This is a genomic window from Flagellimonas baculiformis (assembly GCF_033441575.1).
Lineage (GTDB): Bacteria > Bacteroidota > Bacteroidia > Flavobacteriales > Flavobacteriaceae > Flagellimonas > Flagellimonas baculiformis.
On sequence record NZ_JAUZVW010000011.1, the window covers coordinates 138,373 to 156,667 of the forward strand.

Genomic DNA, 18,295 nt, shown 5'->3' on the forward strand with positions numbered 1-18,295 from the left:
TTGTGTCCATTAAACTCACCTTGTGGGTCATTTTGGGCATTGTTGTCGGTTTTTATGCCGATGTCGCACCGCTCGTGCCCTTGACCTGTTTGGTCCTCTTGCTGCCCGTTCTTTTTTGGACGGGCAAAAGACAACCCAGGGAAGGGTTCCCGTACTTTGAGCTGGCGACCATGGCAACTTCATTGTGTCTGGGCATCTTCGTTGTTGGGATGGCAACATCGAATGGTATGCCACACCATTATTCCAGCCAAGATCTGGCCAATGAAAACCTCTGGCACCTAAAGGTGAGGGAGGTGCTCAAACCCAATCCATATACCCAGCGCTATATGGTCCAAGTGAATTCTGTGGGAAATGAAGAAAAACAGGGCAACCTGCTCTTGGTGCTTCCTTCGGATTCAGGAAAGACCAAACTCAAGGTCGATGATGAAGTGTTTGTACTGGCAAGACCAGAAACCATCCAACCGCCCTTGAACCCTCATCAGTTCGATTACAAGGATTATCTGAAAAAACAAGGGGTCTATCATCAGATCAGGTCCGACCATAAATCCATCATCATTGAAAAAAATCCATCCCCGACGCTTTTGGGCAAGGCCCAAGGGTTTAGGGAGCACATCATTTCAAAATTGAAGAAGGAAAATTTCGGGGACGATGAGCTCGCAGTGATCCAAGCCCTCTTGTTGGGCCAACGGGACGACATCTCCGAAAACACCTATGAAAACTACAAAAATGCGGGCGCGGTACATATCTTGGCGGTTTCCGGGCTCCATGTGGGCATTTTGCTGCTGTTGCTGCAATTTCTTTTGACCCCATTGGAACGTTTGCCCAAGGGCAAAACCTTGAAACTGGCCGTGATTGTCCTGTTGCTCTGGACCTATGCCTTTGTGGCAGGGTTGTCCCCTTCCATTGTGCGTGCGGTGACCATGTTTTCCTTTTTGGCCTATTCCATGTCCCTCAACCGCCCAACCAATTCATTCAACATTATTGTGCTTTCCATGCTGTCCATAGTGTTGGTGAAACCATTGTTCCTGTTCCAAGTGGGGTTCCAGATGAGCTATGCAGCGGTGTTCGCCATTGTTTGGATCTATCCGAAACTGCAACGGTTCTGGTTTCCGGAAAATATCGTCATCCGAAAAACGTGGCAGTTACTTTCGGTGAGCGTTGCGGCCCAGTTGGGGGTGTTGCCCATCAGTTTGTTCCATTTTCACCAGTTTCCGGCACTTTTCTTTGTTTCCAACCTGCTCATCATCCCTTTTTTGGGATCGATATTGGGACTGGGAGTTTTGGTCATTGCATTGGCATTGGCCGATCTGCTCCCCGCTTTTTTGGTCGATGGGTTCAATTGGACCATCCGGATGATGAATTCCATTGTGGGATGGGTGGCCCGGCAAGAAGGTTTTATCATCAAGGACATTCCATTCGATGGCGTACAATTGTTGCTGGGCTATTTCATCGTTATAGCTTTGGTCGCCTATTTGTCCAAACCCAAATGGAAAATGGCCTTGGTACTCTTTGGTGGAATTATGGCCTTTCAAGCTTGGAACATCTGGAACGAGACCCAACTGTACCAAAAAGAGGCGCTCATCCTTGCCCATAAATCCCGAAACACGGTCCTGCTTCATCAAACTGGCAGGGATTTACAGATTTTGTCATCCGACAGTACCAATCTGGGCAGTCTGGCCTTGGATTACGCTGTTGCGGAGCGCATCCAACATACGACCTTGTCCCCACTTAAAAACAGCTATCTGATTGGTCAAAAAAGGTTATACATCGTGGACAGCCTCGGTCTATTTCCTTTGGAAAAACAGCCCGATTATGTGTTGCTCACCCAATCGCCAAAAATCAATCTGGGACGGTTGTTGGATTCCATTGGTCCCAAAATGATCTTGGCCGATGGGAGCAATTATAGGAACATGGTCCGCCAATGGCAAAGAACCTGTGCCCAAAAAGAAATCCCCTTCCACTACACGGGTGAAAAGGGATATTATGATTTTGATGTTATGATTCTAAAACCTATTAAGTGACATCCCCCATCCATTTTTTGATGAACGGACTGGCCGCAAAGAATACCAATCCGGCCCCAACCGAAACCCACACAACGTTGAGGAAAATATTTGGCATTTCGAGCACATTTTCGGGATCAAAGTTACCCCCGATCAGTCCTGCAATCAAGTTACCCAAAGCTGCCCCAACAAACCATATGCCCATCATCTGGCCCAAATATTTTCGTGGCGACAATTTACTAGTGGCACTGAGTCCCACGGGACTAATGGTCAATTCTCCAATGGAATGCAGAAAATATGTAAGTATCAACGCAAACATACCTGCTTTGGCTCCACTGGCCGCAACATGGGCAGCTCCAACCATCACCCAAAACCCTAATCCAAGTAGAATAAGGCCAATGGCAAACTTGAACGGGGTCCTGATGTTAATGTTCTTAGCGGCCAATTTTACCCAAATGGCCCCTACAATCGGAGCAAAAATGATGATGAAACCTGAGTTGAAGGATTGCAGCATCCCGGCAGGCATTTCCCAGCCTCCTATAAATCGATCGGTAAAATCGCGTGCAAACAAATTCAAAGATGATGCTGCTTGTTCAAAACCTGACCAAAAAATGGCAATGCCCACAAAAAGGATGAATATTACGGACACCTTTTTCTTTTCGGGAACCGAAAGGCCTCCATTGAAAAGGATGTTGAGAAAATATCCCATGGTGATCACCACAATGATAAGCCCCAAAGCTTGGGCAATTCCCGTTGCCGTGGTCACATCTATACTGCCCGTGAATTGAAGAACAACCAACAGAACCAGAACAAAGGCAACTATCGCATAAGTGCCCTTTTTATTGGTTTTTCCAGTTTTTTCCAATTGTTTGACCTTTGGCACCATCCCTATATCCCCCAAATATTTTGGAGCGAAGAATTTATAGGAAATAAGTCCCAACAACATCCCCACAGCGGCCAATCCAAAACCTAAATGCCAATTATATTCTGCCAAAAGGGGAACCAGTATCTGCCCAACAAAAGACCCTAAGTTGATTCCCATATAAAAGATGGAGAATCCTGCATCTCGTTTGGCACCATCTTCATTTTCATAAAGCTCTCCAACCAAGGTACTGATGTTTCCTTTCAACAATCCGGTCCCCAAGGCCACAAAAGCAAGTCCCGTGAAAAATATCATCGGGGAACCTGGAATGGCCAAAACCAAATGGCCTATCATAATCAAGACACCTCCATAAAAAACGGCCTTTCGCTGTCCAAAGATATTATCGGCCAACCAGCCTCCCGGCAAGGTCATCAAATACACCGAAGCAGTATAAAGGCCATAAACAGCACCCGCAGTTTCAGTGGTCAGACCAAGCCCTTCTTGAGCGGCATCGGTGGTCATGAACAAAATAAGGATGGCACGCATGCCATAGTATGAAAAGCGCTCCCACATTTCAGCGGAAAACAGTACATACAATCCTCTTGGATGTCTGAATTTAGGTTTGCCCGCAGTAGATTTTAAAACATCTGACATAATTATTTGGTTGGTTTGATTATAGATTTTCCTTGATGAAGTTGGTCATTTTGGTATAGAGGTGCAGTCGGGTGTTGCCCCCATAGATTCCGTGGTTCTTATCGGGATAAATGGCCCAGTCGAACTGTTTGTTGGCCTGCACCAAGGCCTCGATCATGCGCATGGTGTTCTGGACGTGAACGTTGTCATCGCCCGAACCATGTACCAACAGATATTTTCCTTTCAACAATTCTGGATAGTTGAACGGGGAATTGTCATCATACCCACTGGGATTTTCCTGTGGGGTCTGCATGTATCTTTCGGTGTAAATGGTGTCATAAAATCGCCAGGAGGTCACGGGCGCCACGGCTATGGCCATTTCAAAAGTATCATTGCCCTTCAAAATGCAGTTGGTGGACATAAACCCGCCGTAGCTCCACCCCCAAATGCCGGTCCTGTTCCCGTCGATATAAGGGAGCTCACTCAATTTTTGGGCCGCGGCAATCTGGTCTTCCACTTCATATTTGCCCAATTCCTTTTGGGTCAATTTTTTAAAGTCGCGCCCTTTTAGACCGGTGCCCCTACCGTCCACACAGGCCACGATGTAACCCTCGGATGCCAAAAGCTGGTGCCAATAATCGTTACTGCCCATCCAACTGTTGGAGACCGATTGGGAACCGGGACCACTGTATTGGAACATGAACAACGGGTATTTTTTGTTTGGGTCAAAATCGGAGGGTTTGATCATGTACATATTTAGATCATACCCATTGATGTTGATGGTGGAAAACTCTTTGGGGGCAATTTCGTATTCTTCCAGTTTGTTCAGCAAAGCTGAGTTGTCCTTGATCTCCTTCACCAACTTACCGCTGGATGCATCGTGCAATGTGAATCTGTAAGGAACGCTCGCACTTGAATAGGTGTTGATGTAATAGGTGAAATCATTGCTGAACGCGGCTGAATTGGTTCCCTCTTCGGTTGATAGGCCTTTTTTGCGCTTTCCATTGGTGGAAATACTATAAAGGCCCCTGTTGATGGAACCGTTTTCCACGGACTGATAAAAAATACGGTCGTGCTTTTCATCGTAACCATAATATCGTGTCACTTCCCAAGGGCCCTGCGTAATGCGGTTCTTCAATTTTCCATCCCTTCCATAAAGGTAAAGGTGGTTGTATCCATCGGCCTCGCTGGTCCAGATAAAGCTGTCATTGTCCAAAAAAGTCAGGTCGTCATCAATGTCCACATAGGCTTCATCCGTTTCTTCCAACAAAACGGAAATTGAATTATCTTTTGCATTCACTGCGTAGAGTTTCAAATCGTTCTGGTGCCTGTTCAAGGTCTGTACGCTCAAGTGGTCGGGGTTGTTCATCCATTGGATCCGTGGGATATAGTATGGATCGTCCATGTCCACATTTGAAATTTTACCCGAGGCCACATCATACATGTGAAGGGTTACGACGGAATTCTTCTCGCCTGCCTTGGGATATTTGAACTCATGTTGATAGGGGTAGAGTTCTTTTCCATACACATCCATGGAAAAATGGGGAACTTCGGTCTCATCAAATCGCAAGAATGCGATTTTGGTGCCGTTACTGTTCCACTCAAAGGCGCGCACAAACCCAAATTCCTCCTCATATACCCAATCGGTGACCCCGTTGATGATGGTGCCCTTGCTCCCATCCGTGGTGACTTGCTTTGTGGTCCTTGCAGAAAGATCCAAAATATAAAGGTTATTATCGAGCACATAGGCCACTTTGCTTCCGTCAGGGGAAAGTGTGGGTTCTTGGATCTTGGTCTCGGAGATTTTCACCAAATCCTTGGAGGAGATATCGTACACATAGAAAATGCCCAGACTGGAACGCCTAAAAATAGGCTCCACCTCTGTCGCCAAAAGTACCTTGGACTCATCATCACTAAAGGAGTAGGATGAAAAATAGGGCACACTTTCCGAAGAGGCCACAATGGTCTCCACCTTCTGCAAGGTCTCGTAATCATATTTGTCCAGACTGCTGGAACGTGGGGAACGTTCGGTATTCAAAATGGTGTATTGTGTCCCGTTGTTCATGGAGCGGAGCACGTCCATGTATTCGGTCCTGAATTCCCCGCCCCAAATTTCTTCAAGGGTTATTTTTTTCTTTTGTGCCGTGGAAAAAGTCAAAAATCCCAAAAGGAGCAGGACTAGGAGAGACTGTTTGTTCATGAAGTGAAAAATTGATTAAAAACTCCCAAGTTTACTAATATTTATCGGAAAAATAAACTTTAATGTTGCAAGTGCAACAAGAACAGTGCTTTTGGAACAGACCGTCCATACCCAATTGTTGTACTTAGTACGACCAAAGATGGTATTATCCTTATATTTGATTCCTTTAACCCAACTTTATGAACGCTCCCGTTGAAGGATTTTCCAAGTTGTCCAAAACCCAAAAAATCGATTGGATAGCCACCCACTGCACCAAGGATGCCAAGGCCACGAAGCAACTTTTGGAGCAGTATTGGAACATGGACCCCCGAGTCCAAAAATTGCACGATGAGTTTATAGAAAACACCGTTTCCAATTACTATCTGCCGTTTGCCATTGCGCCCAATTTTTTGATCAACGGCAATCTGTATGCGGTTCCCATGGCCATTGAAGAGAGCTCTGTGGTCGCGGCAGCCAGCAAGGCGGCCAAGTTTTGGTTGGAACGCGGCGGATTTAAAACGGAAATTCTGGGTACGGAAAAAATTGGACAGGTACATTTTATATACCAAGGTGACCCCAAAAAACTATCCGAATTTTTCGCTTGGGTAAAACCAAAGCTTCTGGGAAGTGTTTCTTCCATCACCCAGAACATGGTAAAACGCGGGGGCGGCATCAACACTATTGAACTTCGTGATCTCAGTGATAAAATAGAAGGGTACCATCAACTCCACTGCACTTTTGAGACCTTGGATGCCATGGGGGCCAACTTCATCAATTCCTGTCTGGAGCAATTTGCCAAAACCTTTAAAGAGCAGGCGCTCCTTTTTGATGTTTTCACCGAAGAGGAAAAAAACATTGAAGTGGTGATGAGCATTTTATCCAACTATGTTCCCCATTGTCTCGTAAGGGCAGAGGTATGTTGCCCTATCTCGGATTTGGGCAATAGTGAAATGCCCGGGGAAACATTTGCCAAAAAATTCGTGAGGGCCGTTGACATTGCCAAAGTGGAGCCCTACAGGGCCGTTACGCACAATAAAGGCATCATGAACGGCATTGATGCCGTTGTCCTTGCCACCGGGAACGATTTTAGGGCAGTTGAGGCAGGTGTGCACGCTTATGCGGCAAGGGATGGGCAATACTCGAGCTTGACGCATGCCAAGATCGAAGATGGGATTTTCAGCTTTTGGATCGAGGTGCCTTTGGCCCTTGGCACGGTAGGCGGGTTGACCTCTTTGCACCCTTTGGTGAAATTGGCCTTGGAAATCCTCCGGAATCCATCAGCAAAGGAATTGATGCAGATTGTTGCCGTTGCGGGATTGGCCCAAAATTTTGCCGCCATCCGAAGCCTGGTGACCACGGGCATCCAAAAAGGACACATGAAGATGCACTTGTTGAACATGCTCAACCAGATGGGGGCCACGGAAAATGAAAAGCAGCAACTTGTGGAACACTTCAAGTACCATACGGTGACGAATGCCTCGGTCAAGGAGGCTTTGGAAAAGATGAAATCACAACAATGAAAAAAGCCTTTTACAGCAACGGCAAACTATTGCTTTCCGGGGAGTATGCTATTTTGGATGGGGCCTTGGGGCTGGCCATTCCCACAAGTTATGGGCAATCCCTCGAGGTGATGCCCACTTCTTCGGGGATATTGGAATGGACCAGTTTTGATGAGAACCATGAAGTTTGGTTCAGGGCAAAATTTGACCTGGAAAATTTGGCCACACTTTCCACTTCCGATGAAGCGACTTCCCAAACATTGACCACCTTGCTTTTGGAGGCCAATGCCCAAAACCCTTTATTGTTGCCCGATAGCGATGGTCTTCAAATAGAAACGCATCTTACCTTTCCCAAATCATGGGGATTGGGCACATCCTCGACCCTCATCAACAATTTGGCGCAATGGGCACGGGTGGATGCATACCAACTGCTATGGAACGCGTTTGGCGGAAGCGGGTACGATATTGCCTGCGCACAATACAATTCGCCGATAACCTATCAGTTAAAAAATGGTGCCCCACATGTTGAAAAAGTGGATTTTGACCCGCTGTTCAAAGAATCGCTCTACTTTGTCCACCTCAATGAAAAACAGAGCAGCAAAGAAGCCATTGCCAACTATAGGAAACAGCAGTCAGATCCATCGGAATTGGTAAAAAACATTTCGAACATCACCAAAAAAATGATAGCTGCCTCTACTTTGGCCGGATTCGAGACCTTCATGGAAGAACACGAAGCCCTGCTTTCCGAAGTTTTGCAATGTGCCCCGGTGAAGCAACGTCTTTTTCCCGATTATTTTGGCTCGGTGAAAAGCCTTGGGGCTTGGGGCGGTGATTTTGTGCTGGCCACAGGCGATGAAAAATCCTTGGCCTACTTCAAGGCAAAAGGCTATGAAACTGTTGTACCCTATTCAAGAATGGTCCTCCAATGAAAAAAACGTTGTTTATCCTATTGACTTGCCTTATCCTTTTCTCATGCGGAAAGAAAGAAAGGCAGATTGCCCTCACAACCGACACTCTGGAAATCGTGCCGCTCACGGAACACACCTTCATACACATCTCCTATCTGGAGACCGAGAGCTTTGGAAGGGTGGCCTGCAATGGGATGATCGTGGTGGATGACGGGAAGGCCATCGTGCTGGACACCCCTGTGGACAGCTTGGTATCTGAGGAACTCATCAAATGGTTGGAATCACAAAACATTGCGATAGAGGCTGTTGTGGCCACCCATTTTCACGATGATTGCGTTGGCGGGCTCAACACCTTTCATGAAAGGGGCATTCCTTCATATGCCCATCAAAAGACCCTTGCATTGCTCTCCGAAAAAGAAGGGAAGCGTCCGCAACATGGGTTCGCTGACTTTATGGAATTAGAGGTAGGGGATGAAAAAGTGCTTCTGGACTATATCGGTGAAGGCCACACTCCAGACAACATCATTGCCTATTTCCTGACTGAAAATGTGATGTTCGGAGGCTGTTTGATCAAATCCACGGGGGCTGGTAAAGGAAATTTAGAGGATGCCAATGTTTCGGAATGGTCCCAAACGGTTTCCAGAATCAAATCGAAATACCCCAATACCGCGTTTGTTGTGCCAGGTCATGGCAAAAGTGGGGACAGCGAACTTCTCGATTACACCATAGCTCTTTTTAGGGAGTGATTTTTTAACATTTCCCCCAGCTTTTCATCTATCCGTCAACCCAAACGGGGCATCCGTCAATTGGGGTCCGATCATCTGGATTATTGATCTTATGTTTGACAATTGTTTATCAAACCCTTTGATCGATATGACCCAAATCCATACATCACTGGCACGCAAATCCCTTTGGGCCATCCTCTTTCTTTTGCCCTCCGTTATCCTTTCCCAACGGGATGGATCGGCCCTTCACCGTCTGGATCAGTTCATGAGGGAGAGCTCCATCACAACATATCGGGAAGTATCCCCGGACTCTACAGCCCAGGTCCTAAAATATGCGGTGTACCACATCACACAGGAAACAAAAAATCTTTATAGCAACAAGGACACGGACATCAATAGGTTGATCGTGATCGATACCGGGGAAAAGGTAAACAGTTTTGAGCAGATCCATGGGGACACCGACCTTCCAGAGTTTCAAAGTTACATCCGGGAAGATTTTAAGCTTACGGACCAGACAGCTCTTTATTTTCAAGGTGTGCTGGACGTGACCTATCCCCTACCTTCTTGGAAACCGGACAAAAGGGAGTTCTTTTTCGCCCATGGCAAGTGGTATTTTCTCCGGGATGCCTATTTCCGGACCAAGCAAGGTTTTGAGGTGACCGTTGATGCCGAGGGGAAAATCCTTTCCATTTGCTACAAGATGAAATGGGACGAATCGGAGAGCAGGTAATCATCGCTGTTCACTGAATGAGGATACAAAAAAAAGCCCTCTTTTTAAAGGGGGCTTTTTTAAAAAATCTATCGGTGCAAATCCTAGTAGAAGGTAGCACGGTTGTCCTCTATCTCTGCCTTGTCCTTAAGGGCATTGTACACAGAACCGCTCACCCTGGCTGCAGTGCTGGCCCGCAAGCTGTTGGCATAGGTACTGTAGTTCTCCACGTTGGGAGCTTCTTCTTTTTTGGTCACTTTTAGCATGTAAACCCCAGTCTCACCTTTGATCAATCCGGAAGTCTGGCCTTGATCTAGGGCAAAAGCTGTTCCCACCACCATAGGCTCCCTACCTGCTCCGGGCAAGGTGGGGGATTTTACGGTCAGTGCCGATGCATTGCTCGTAGTCACATTGTTGCTGGAAGCGATGGCATCCATGGCCTTTCCTTTGTTGGCGGCAATGATCTGTTCCGCTTTGCGCTCTTTCCTGATTTCGGGCAATGCTGTTGCAGAAGCATCCTCAGGGGACATCAGGCCTTTATCGTACTTTTTGGTCAATTGCACCACGGCATAGCCATTGTTCACATTGAAACGTCGGATATCGCCCACCTTGGTGTCCTCGTTGAATGTCCACTGCACTATGCTTCTTTGGGAACCAAGACCGGGAAGGTTCTCATCCATTTCCTTGATCTTGTTCACTGGTCTTACGGTATAATTGCTTTCCCTTGCGATGTCGCCAAAATTCTCAGCTTCGGAGTCCAAAGCTGTCATTTCGAACTTGGTAGCATCGGTGAACAGGGTGTTGATGGTCTCTTCGGAAGGCTCGATCTCCCGTGCCAATGTGGCCACTTGGATCACATCCTGCTTATCATCAATTTTGATGATATGGTAACCAAATTGGGTCTCTACCAATCCTATGGTGCCTGTTGGGTTTCCAAAGCTAAAGTCGTTGAACTCATCGGCCATGATGCCTTCTTGAAAGTATCCCAAATCACCTCCCCGTGGCGCTGAAGGACCATCCGAATTGTCCCTGGCCAATGAGGTAAAGACCACATCTTCTTTCTTGGCCTCGGCCAAAAGTTCCTTGGCCCTGGCTTCCGCTTCCTCCTTGGTCCTTGTAATGGCGGGATTGGCTCGTTCTGCACCTTCCCAAGCAATCAGGATATGGCTGGCTTTTACGGTTCCGTTGGCCTTTCTGTCCATTACCTTGGAAATCTTATAAAAATCCCCGTCTTTGTAAGGTCCATAGATTTGTCCCACCTGCATTGCCATCAACGTATCCGCAGCAACAGAAGGAAGGTCATTTTTTGCCTTATATATGGTATCGAACTTGATATCCGAATGTCTGTCCAAGAATGCCGCCATGTCCGTGGTGTTCCTGAAGCCGGCAATGGTATCATTGGAATCGGTTTCCTGTGAGTACTCCACAGTATCGTCAAGCAGTGCGGTAATGGCCTCTTTTACACTGCTCTCATCTGCAGCTGATGGTTTTTCCTCAAAATATACGAAACGGATGTCGCGTGCCTTGTCCTGCTCAAACCTTTTCTTGTGGTTGTTGATGTACTTTTCAATTTCGCTCTTGGAAACTTCTATGGTACTGTCCGGAATGGAGGAATAAGGGACACGGACGTATTGGATGTCCACTTTGTCATTGGCCAATTTGTAATCAAACTTTCCTTCTGAAAGTGTTGCGCCAACGCCTCCTTTGATCAGGTTGAAGTACATACGCTCTTTGGCCGCTTCTATAATGGCTTTTTCATCCTGCAACCAAGCATCGTAGCGAAGGGGGTCGTTGGCCCTCCAATCGGCAATGGCACTTTTGAACACCGCTTCATTGAAGATCTCGTTCTCATCCTGGAAGTCGGGTATCTGTGCATATCCCGAAGTCCGGACAAATTCTATGATCTGATCGCTCTCCACATCGATGCCCAGGTCTTCGAACTGTTGGTTCAAGAGCGCTTTGCGCACTTCCTGATCGTACACCATGTTCACCAACTGCGTGGAAGAGAAGTTTGGACCATAGCTCCTGGAAGCGGTCTCTACCTTGTTCCTAAACTCATCAATGGAAATATCCTCCCCATTTACCTCGGCGATCGAGGAACCTACTTTGCCCCCAGCAAAATCGTTGCTGCTGAAGACGCCTGATATTACAAATGCGAACAACGCCAAACCGATGATAAGGATCAGAACGGTGGTCCGTTTTCTAATATTCTCTAATATTGCCATTTTACTGCTAGTTTTCTTTAAATTCAGTGGGCGAAAATACCACTTTCTTTTCAATTAGGAAAGCGTAAAAAGATACGGAAACCATTAATCCTCAGTATGGACCCGTACGCTCACCAAGTCTATTTTGGTATTGGACACCTCTAGGATCTGAAAGGTGAAATTGTCGATGGTGACCTCCGAGTCCTGCTCGGGGATGTGTCCCGTCTTGTTGACGATGAGGCCGCCCAAGGTTTCGTATTCTTCGCCTTCGGGCAGTTCCAGTTTATAGTTTTCGTTGATATAGTCCACCTCCAACCTGGCTGAGAACTTGTAGAGGTTTTCCTCGACCCGTTCTTCATGGAAGTCAATGGTGTCGTGCTCGTCCTCTATCTCCCCGAAGAGTTCCTCGATGATATCCTCCACGGTCATGATACCCGCCGTTCCCCCATATTCGTCCAAGACCACGGCCATGCTCTTCCGCTTTTTGGTGAGCACATTGAGGATGTCCTGGATCATCATGGTCTCCGGAACAAATTCCACCGGCATCAAAATGCTCTTGATGGTCTTGGGTTTTTTGAACAGTTCGTAGGAGTGCACATACCCGATGATCTCGTCTATGCTGTCCTTATAGACCAAAATTTTGGAATAGCCGGTCTCGGTGAAGAGCTTGGTCAGGTTTTTTGGGGTATCGTTCAGTTCCACGGCGGTGATCTCCGTCCTGGGCACCATCACCTCACGGGCCTTCACAGTTGAAAACTGAAGTGCATTCTGGAATATCTGTATCTCCGAATCCACCTCATCCTCCTCTTCCACCGTCTCCATATGTTCGGTAATGTAATCGCCCAGTTCCAGCTTGGTGAAGGAAAGTTGTACCTCATCCCCGTCCGTCTTGAAAAACACACGCAGTATGAAATCGGAAACCTTGATAACGAACCACGATATGATGGAGAACAGTACGTAAAAGATATAGGCGGGTATGGCCAAGATCTTCAATAGGGTGTTGGAATAGATCTGAAAAATGACCTTGGGCAAAAACTCGGCAGTGAACAGGATGACCAAGGTGGAGATCACGGTTTGGGAAACCAGGCTGAAATCCGTCAACACCACATCCAAAAAAGCAACGCTCGTGGGCACCAGGCTTTGGAACCATGCCATGAGCAAATCCCCCATGAACATTCCGTAAATGACCAAGGCAATATTGTTGCCGATGAGCATGGTGGCAATGAACTTGGATGGCTTTTCCGTGAGCCAGGTGAGTACCTTGGCCACGATGCCTTCCTGCTTTTTTTCAATTTCTATGTGGATCTTATTGGCAGAAATGAAGGCAATCTCCATTCCTGAAAAGAATGCCGAGAACAATAGGGAAAAAAGTATGATAATGACCGAGGTGTCCAAGGCTATTTCTGGTTTTCCTTTTGTCGTTGTTCAAAACGTTTCCGATATCTTCTTCGGAATACGAACATGGCAATGGACACGACCGCAAAGAAGATAAAAATATAGGTTTCCTTGGGGTCGATGCTCCAGAGCGTCACAATTTTGTAGATGGATACGACCGCGACGGCCAAGTATAGGTATTCGGTGTACTTTAGAATATTGATCATTCCTCTTCTTCTTTTATAGTCATCAGACCAAAGGTCTTGTGCGCCTTGAAAAAACTGAAATCCTTGTTGAAATCCATTCCCTGACCGTCCATTACCGTACCGTCCTCCGGATTGGTATATTTAAATTTGGCCTCGGTAAAGATCCAATTGTTCTTTCGGTCAAAAAACAATTGCTCTGACTCCAATTTTTTTCCATCGTGGGTCTCAATGACCACATTTCCCTGCAAATCTATCAAATTGGTCTGTGAATATACGATACCATAGTCGGCAGTGATCACACTTTTTTGGTTTTTATCATCAAAAAAATCCACTTGGAGTCCTTCGGGAAAGGTACGGAATTTAAAGGATTGGTTGTCAAAATCCTCTGAAATGGGGCTGCTGAGCACAGCGATCACCTTTGATTTTGCCGAATCCTGTGCATTCATGGCCTCAAGGGTCTCGGTGTAGGTAAGTGTGAAATTTTGTGCCACCATTTGTGGAAAAATGGGTTTAACTGCTTCCTCGCCCACCCTCTCGTAGTCGTCCCCACAGGACATAAAAAGGATTGCCACGGTAAATACCGTGGCAAAACACTTTAAATTATTTTTTGACTTTCGTTTCACATTATAGGCTTGGCACCGTAACGCTACCTCCCACCCAACAGCTGAAAGTGATGGTCTTCCCTGCCATACCGGAGCTGAATATCATCTCTTTGGTAGGTGCTTTTGCATCATAGCTGGCCGCTGTTTGGCTGGCCGTTCCACTTAGAGCGGGGTCAACCCTTCCTGCTTTTCTGGCCATGTCGGCAGCTTTCCAATAGATGGCCCTCTTTTCGAAAGGGGTGCTTCCACAATCGTTGGCACTGCTGGCATATAGGTTGGCGATCAACAAATATGCTTTTCCGTTGGCTGGATCGGCATCGATAGCTTTCAGGGCATAGTTCCTTGCTTGGGATTTGCTGGTCTTTCTGACCGTTGTCGCAATCTTATATAGGATATTGGATTTCTTATATGAATCTGTTTCCAGTTCCACCGCTTTGTTGAAGTCCTCGATGGCTCCTTTGTTGTCCCCAGACTTTTGCTTCAACGTTCCTCCATAGAGGTAGGCACTTGCCGAAGGATCCAAGGCCAATTGTGCCTCGAACAGTTTTCTGAACATGGGATCATCGGTACAGTCTTTGGAGAACATTCTTCCCACGGCTCCTTTTACCCAGTTCACATCACCTTTTCTGGATTCAAAGTTCTTCTCGTACAAGGGAATCAAGTTGTCACAATCTGCAAGGCTACCCAATTTGGAATCGACACTGCTGGCCACTTTACCGTACGACTCGGAGTTGGTACTGTAGGCACTGAGTGTTTTTTTCTCTGTAGAGGTCAAGGTGCCCAAGGAATCTTTGGGAAGCAACTTGGTGATCACATCCGTAAGCTTCTTGTTCTCTTCCTCTATTTTCGCTGTGACATCGTCATAGGTATCAAACACATCCTGAAGGTCCTTCTTGCCAGATCCGTGCAAATCCACCAAGGCTGAGAAATAAAGGTAAAGCGCCCTAGGGTTGTTGAAATTGGCCCTGTCCTCTTTAAAAGCAGCGTCCAACATGTTGAAAATCTGCTCGTCCGAAGCCATTTTGTTCTCATACAGCAACAGTGCCTTGTCCATGGCCACTCCGGCTTTGGTGAACTTGGTCGGGAAATATTTGAGACTGTTGTCATAGAGCGACATCAGTTCTTGGACATATGCGTCCTTGTCCGCACCTGTGGAATTTTCTATTTTATGGGAAAGGATCCTTTCACCATAGGTGAAGTTGGCCCTATTGATGTCCGGGCAACTTTCGTACACCATTTTCCAAGGTTGATAGGCGGCATCGTAGTTCTTTACCTTTGCATGTTCGGCGTAAATGGAAAGATTGGTCATGCACTCGGGGTTCTGTGCCTGGGCCATACTTAATCCTGTCAGCATCACGACCGTTATCATTGTTAAGTAGTGTCTCTTTTTCATCTTTCTAATTTTAAAGTGGTTAAAGTACAAATTTTCATTAAAAAATCCGCTTACTGGATTTTTTATGGGTGGTTATTTATCATTTTTTCAAAAAAAAGCTATATCAATTTATTTTTCTTTTCTGAAACCATCTATCATTTAGGGATAAGCCCACATTGATCTTCAGATAGCTTTCTTCGATGAGCCCTGCGTCGGTCGTTCCCCTTCTTCCCAGTTCAAAACCAAGGTTCAGGTTGGAAAAGTAGGTGTCGAAGGTCGCACCGCTCAACGGTAATCCAACTCCAAAAGTTATGCCAAAGTTGTTTATCTCTTTATTGTTCACCTCTAGACCGGTCTTATCGTAGCGCAGTCCAGCGCGATAAGTGACCCTTTTAAAATAGCCGGTCAACGCCGTGTGATCGGGTATCCAATACCCTCCCAAAGCCATGGTGCTGGCATCGTTGTAGGTCACATTGCTCAGCCCCAAGAACCTGTTCTCAAAATCGCTGAATTGCTGAAAACTGTACTCGCCCCCCACGAACCACTTTCTGTCTTCCCCAAAACCGAGGCCCACTGTGGTCTTGGTAGGTATCTTAAGTTCCGTGTTCCTCAAATTGGTGGCATCCAGATCCACATCGATCACTTCTATATTGCTCCCGGTCGATACCGAAAAAGATCCCAGCGTCTGGGTGTTCCTTGAAACCAGATTGCCCTGGGTGTTCACCAAAACGGAGGTGTACAGCGTGTATTTGTCCTTTATTCTTGGGGTGTAGTTAAGGGCATAATTGAAGTCGTACCCATTTATGCGGGACTCCCTGTTGTCCAATGTGCCGAACTGGACGCCCTCCACACTTTGTATCCTTTGGTATTCCAAGGTCCCAAAGTTAAAATTGGCGGTGATCCCCAGACTAAGGTCCTTTATGGGTTCATAACCAATGGAAGCATATAGCCGGTTCAGGCCTCCTTCCCCTGAGTACACATTGATCACCTCTGCCCCATTGTTGGTCGTCTCGTCCCTCAGGCTATAGCCTACCGACGAAAGCGGCATCAGCCCAAAGCCCACACCCATGTTCTTGGCCACGGGAAAACCAATGGCAAGATAGTCCAGGTTGGTCACCGAAGTGTTCTGCTGCTCCGACCAGTCCTTCAATCGATATTCTGTTCGTGAAATTCCTGCCGTGTAAGCGGTGAGCTTCAACTTGGAATAGGCCGCAGGGTTGGAGAGGTTGATGTGGATACTGTCGCCGTACATGCTTACGCCGCCCATCATTTGATTTTCCACGGAACCATTGTCCCGAAGGTCACCGATTCCAAAATATGAATAGGGGGATATGGTGGCATTTTGCGCAAAGAGCCCATGGGCGCCCATGCAAAAAAAAGCGATCAATATTTTTTTAACCATCTAGCTTTTGTTGTATTCCAGCAAGTAATTTAGACCCTCCAAGAGAAATTTGGGGTTCGCAAATATGGTGTTTTTTAGCCTTTTGGCAAAAAAATGGGCATCACCGCCTGTTAAAATAACTGTTAAATCTTGAAAGCGGGAACGATATTGGTCCACAATCCCGTCCACTTCCTGGGCAACCCCGTTGATCACCCCACTGTGCATGCACGCCTGGGTGGAGTTGCCGATAAAGTCCAGGATCTCCTCGGGCTGGAGCAACGGCAGGCCTTTCGTTTGCTGGTGCATGGCCCTGTACCTCATCTGCACGCCGGGGGAAATGGCCCCGCCGATGTATTCTCCGATGTTGTTGACCATGTCGTAGGTGATGCAGGTGCCGGCATCGATCACCAAGGTGTTTCCCCTCGGGTTCTGGTAAAAGGCCGCCGTGGCCAGGGCCAGCCTGTCCACCCCCAACGTCTCCGGTGTGGCATAACTGTTCTTGAACGGCACCTTGGATGCACTGGAGAGCACATGCACCTTGCAGAAGAGGGCAACGATGTCACGCGCCTTTCGGTCCAATTTGCCCACGGAGGAAATGAGTGCATGGTCGGTTTCGGGGAACTCCGCAAAAAGCTCCTTCACCTTGGAAAGGAAGAGCCCGGATTCCGAACTTTCGGTATAAACCAGCTTGCCGTTGTGAAAAACCGCATACTTTACCAAGGTGTTCCCGATGTCTATGACCAGATTCATAGGGCAAAGGTCGGGAAATGGAAAAAAATCAATGCCTTTTTTCCTGTTTTTGTTTGTATATCCTATTTTTGAAATTATATTTGCACCCGCCTTCGCAAAACGAAGTTTCGCTGCGACGGGCAGGCCCGCCAAATGGTAGGCATAATTGAAATACTGGTACCTTAGCTCAGTTGGTAGAGCAACGGACTGAAAATCCGTGTGTCCCTGGTTCGATTCCTGGAGGTACCACTTTTAAAATCCGCAATAATCTGTTATACAGTGATTTGCGGATTTTTTGCATTTATATTTGTACGATTTGTGTATTGCGACATGTCTTTTCCATTTACATTGGCTAGTTTATCCAACGTTTAAAGCGATGCAAAAAATAAAGACAGAGACTCCACCTCTGTCTTCAAAAAACTATAAAAGTTTTATAAGGGCTTGTGTGTGCTGATTACCAAATTCAACCAGTAATTCAAGGCTTTTGGAGCTGCAATTAACAAGTTAACTGCTTGCCCTATGTATTTTAATATACAACATGACCTCTCTTAGTATTTAATTCAATACCTAGGTCACTGTTAACCCACTTAAAAAACCAATTTGGGCTATAATCATATATATCTTTAACAATCTGGTTTTTCACGATTTTAGATTCTCCTTGATCAAAGAAATTTATTTCCTCTAATACTTTTCTCCTAAACTCTATCACCTCTGAATCATCCTTACCAAGATAAGGACAAGTCAATACATCTATAAGAAGTAAGGTGTTTTCCGTGCTATTATTTTCGTATTCAGCAAAGTAATTTACTATTATTTCTTTCAATCTTTCCCTTAATGGAAACGCCGGACATAGTATACCACCCTCGCCGGTTCAAAGTGACCATAGCTGGCCGGACGAAAGTGACCCACCTT

At 46.4% G+C, this 18,295-nt stretch carries 15 protein-coding genes and 1 tRNA gene; 6 read left to right on the forward strand and 10 right to left on the reverse strand.

Annotation, left to right across the window (positions count from 1 at the left end):
- Positions 1 to 2 precede the first annotated feature (2 nt).
- Complete coding sequence (locus SD450_RS15285; protein WP_318345330.1) at positions 3 to 2,021, forward strand: ComEC/Rec2 family competence protein; 2,019 nt, start codon at positions 3 to 5, stop codon at positions 2,019 to 2,021.
- On the opposite strand, the gene SD450_RS15290 is transcribed toward SD450_RS15285, so the two are convergent.
- Complete coding sequence (locus SD450_RS15290) at positions 2,014 to 3,516, reverse strand: peptide MFS transporter (protein WP_318345331.1); 1,503 nt, start codon at positions 3,514 to 3,516, stop codon at positions 2,014 to 2,016. The two genes, SD450_RS15285 and SD450_RS15290, sit on opposite strands and share 8 nt — an antisense overlap.
- Positions 3,517 to 3,535: 19 nt before the next feature.
- On the reverse strand, positions 3,536 to 5,695 hold the full coding sequence (locus SD450_RS15295) for a S9 family peptidase (RefSeq protein WP_318345332.1): 2,160 nt from the start codon (positions 5,693 to 5,695) through the stop codon (positions 3,536 to 3,538).
- A 179-nt stretch (positions 5,696 to 5,874) separates the two neighbouring features.
- Between SD450_RS15295 and SD450_RS15300 the strand changes: the two genes are divergently transcribed.
- The 4 genes from SD450_RS15300 to SD450_RS15315 all read left to right on the forward strand — a co-directional run bounded on the left by SD450_RS15300 (position 5,875) and on the right by SD450_RS15315 (position 9,536).
- Positions 5,875 to 7,194 (forward strand): hydroxymethylglutaryl-CoA reductase, degradative, encoded by a 1,320-nt coding sequence (locus SD450_RS15300; RefSeq protein ID WP_318345333.1) that lies wholly within the window; start codon positions 5,875 to 5,877, stop codon positions 7,192 to 7,194.
- The gene (locus tag SD450_RS15305) at positions 7,191 to 8,102 is read left to right on the forward strand and encodes a GYDIA family GHMP kinase (protein WP_318345334.1); all 912 of its coding nucleotides are present in this window, start codon (positions 7,191 to 7,193) and stop codon (positions 8,100 to 8,102) included. The genes SD450_RS15300 and SD450_RS15305 overlap by 4 nt, the downstream gene beginning before the upstream one ends.
- The gene (gene bla, locus SD450_RS15310) at positions 8,099 to 8,827 is read left to right on the forward strand and encodes a subclass B1 metallo-beta-lactamase (RefSeq protein WP_318345335.1); all 729 of its coding nucleotides are present in this window, start codon (positions 8,099 to 8,101) and stop codon (positions 8,825 to 8,827) included. Before SD450_RS15305 ends, bla begins: the two co-directional genes overlap by 4 nt.
- 127 nt (positions 8,828 to 8,954) lie before the next feature.
- Positions 8,955 to 9,536 (forward strand): hypothetical protein, encoded by a 582-nt coding sequence (locus SD450_RS15315; RefSeq protein ID WP_318345336.1) that lies wholly within the window; start codon positions 8,955 to 8,957, stop codon positions 9,534 to 9,536.
- 83 nt (positions 9,537 to 9,619) lie between these two features.
- Here the strand turns inward: SD450_RS15315 and SD450_RS15320 are convergent, their stop codons facing one another.
- From SD450_RS15320 to SD450_RS15350, 7 genes are all read right to left on the reverse strand, one after another.
- Complete coding sequence (locus tag SD450_RS15320; protein ID WP_318345337.1) at positions 9,620 to 11,740, reverse strand: peptidylprolyl isomerase; 2,121 nt, start codon at positions 11,738 to 11,740, stop codon at positions 9,620 to 9,622.
- An 84-nt stretch (positions 11,741 to 11,824) separates the two neighbouring features.
- On the reverse strand, positions 11,825 to 13,114 hold the full coding sequence (locus SD450_RS15325) for a hemolysin family protein (RefSeq protein WP_318345338.1): 1,290 nt from the start codon (positions 13,112 to 13,114) through the stop codon (positions 11,825 to 11,827).
- A gap of 2 nt (positions 13,115 to 13,116) precedes the next feature.
- Positions 13,117 to 13,320: a hypothetical protein gene (locus tag SD450_RS15330; protein ID WP_318345339.1), complete on the reverse strand. Its 204-nt coding sequence runs from the start codon at positions 13,318 to 13,320 to the stop codon at positions 13,117 to 13,119.
- A complete protein-coding gene (lptC, locus tag SD450_RS15335) occupies positions 13,317 to 13,922 on the reverse strand; it encodes an LPS export ABC transporter periplasmic protein LptC (RefSeq protein WP_318345340.1) in 606 nt (201 codons plus the stop codon). The genes SD450_RS15330 and lptC overlap by 4 nt, the downstream gene beginning before the upstream one ends.
- A gap of 1 nt (position 13,923) precedes the next feature.
- Positions 13,924 to 15,294, reverse strand: coding sequence for a tetratricopeptide repeat protein (locus tag SD450_RS15340; protein WP_318345341.1), 1,371 nt, complete (start codon positions 15,292 to 15,294; stop codon positions 13,924 to 13,926).
- A 103-nt stretch (positions 15,295 to 15,397) separates the two neighbouring features.
- The gene (locus SD450_RS15345; protein ID WP_318345342.1) at positions 15,398 to 16,675 is read right to left on the reverse strand and encodes a hypothetical protein; all 1,278 of its coding nucleotides are present in this window, start codon (positions 16,673 to 16,675) and stop codon (positions 15,398 to 15,400) included.
- Entirely contained in the window at positions 16,676 to 17,404 is a 729-nt protein-coding gene (locus SD450_RS15350; protein WP_318345343.1) for a type III pantothenate kinase, read from the reverse strand.
- A 155-nt stretch (positions 17,405 to 17,559) separates the two neighbouring features.
- Here SD450_RS15350 and SD450_RS15355 point away from each other — a divergent pair.
- Positions 17,560 to 17,632 (forward strand) — tRNA-Phe (locus tag SD450_RS15355).
- A 277-nt stretch (positions 17,633 to 17,909) separates the two neighbouring features.
- On the opposite strand, the gene SD450_RS15360 is transcribed toward SD450_RS15355, so the two are convergent.
- Entirely contained in the window at positions 17,910 to 18,206 is a 297-nt protein-coding gene (locus tag SD450_RS15360; RefSeq protein WP_318345344.1) for a hypothetical protein, read from the reverse strand.
- Between the last annotated feature and the right edge of the window lie 89 nt (positions 18,207 to 18,295).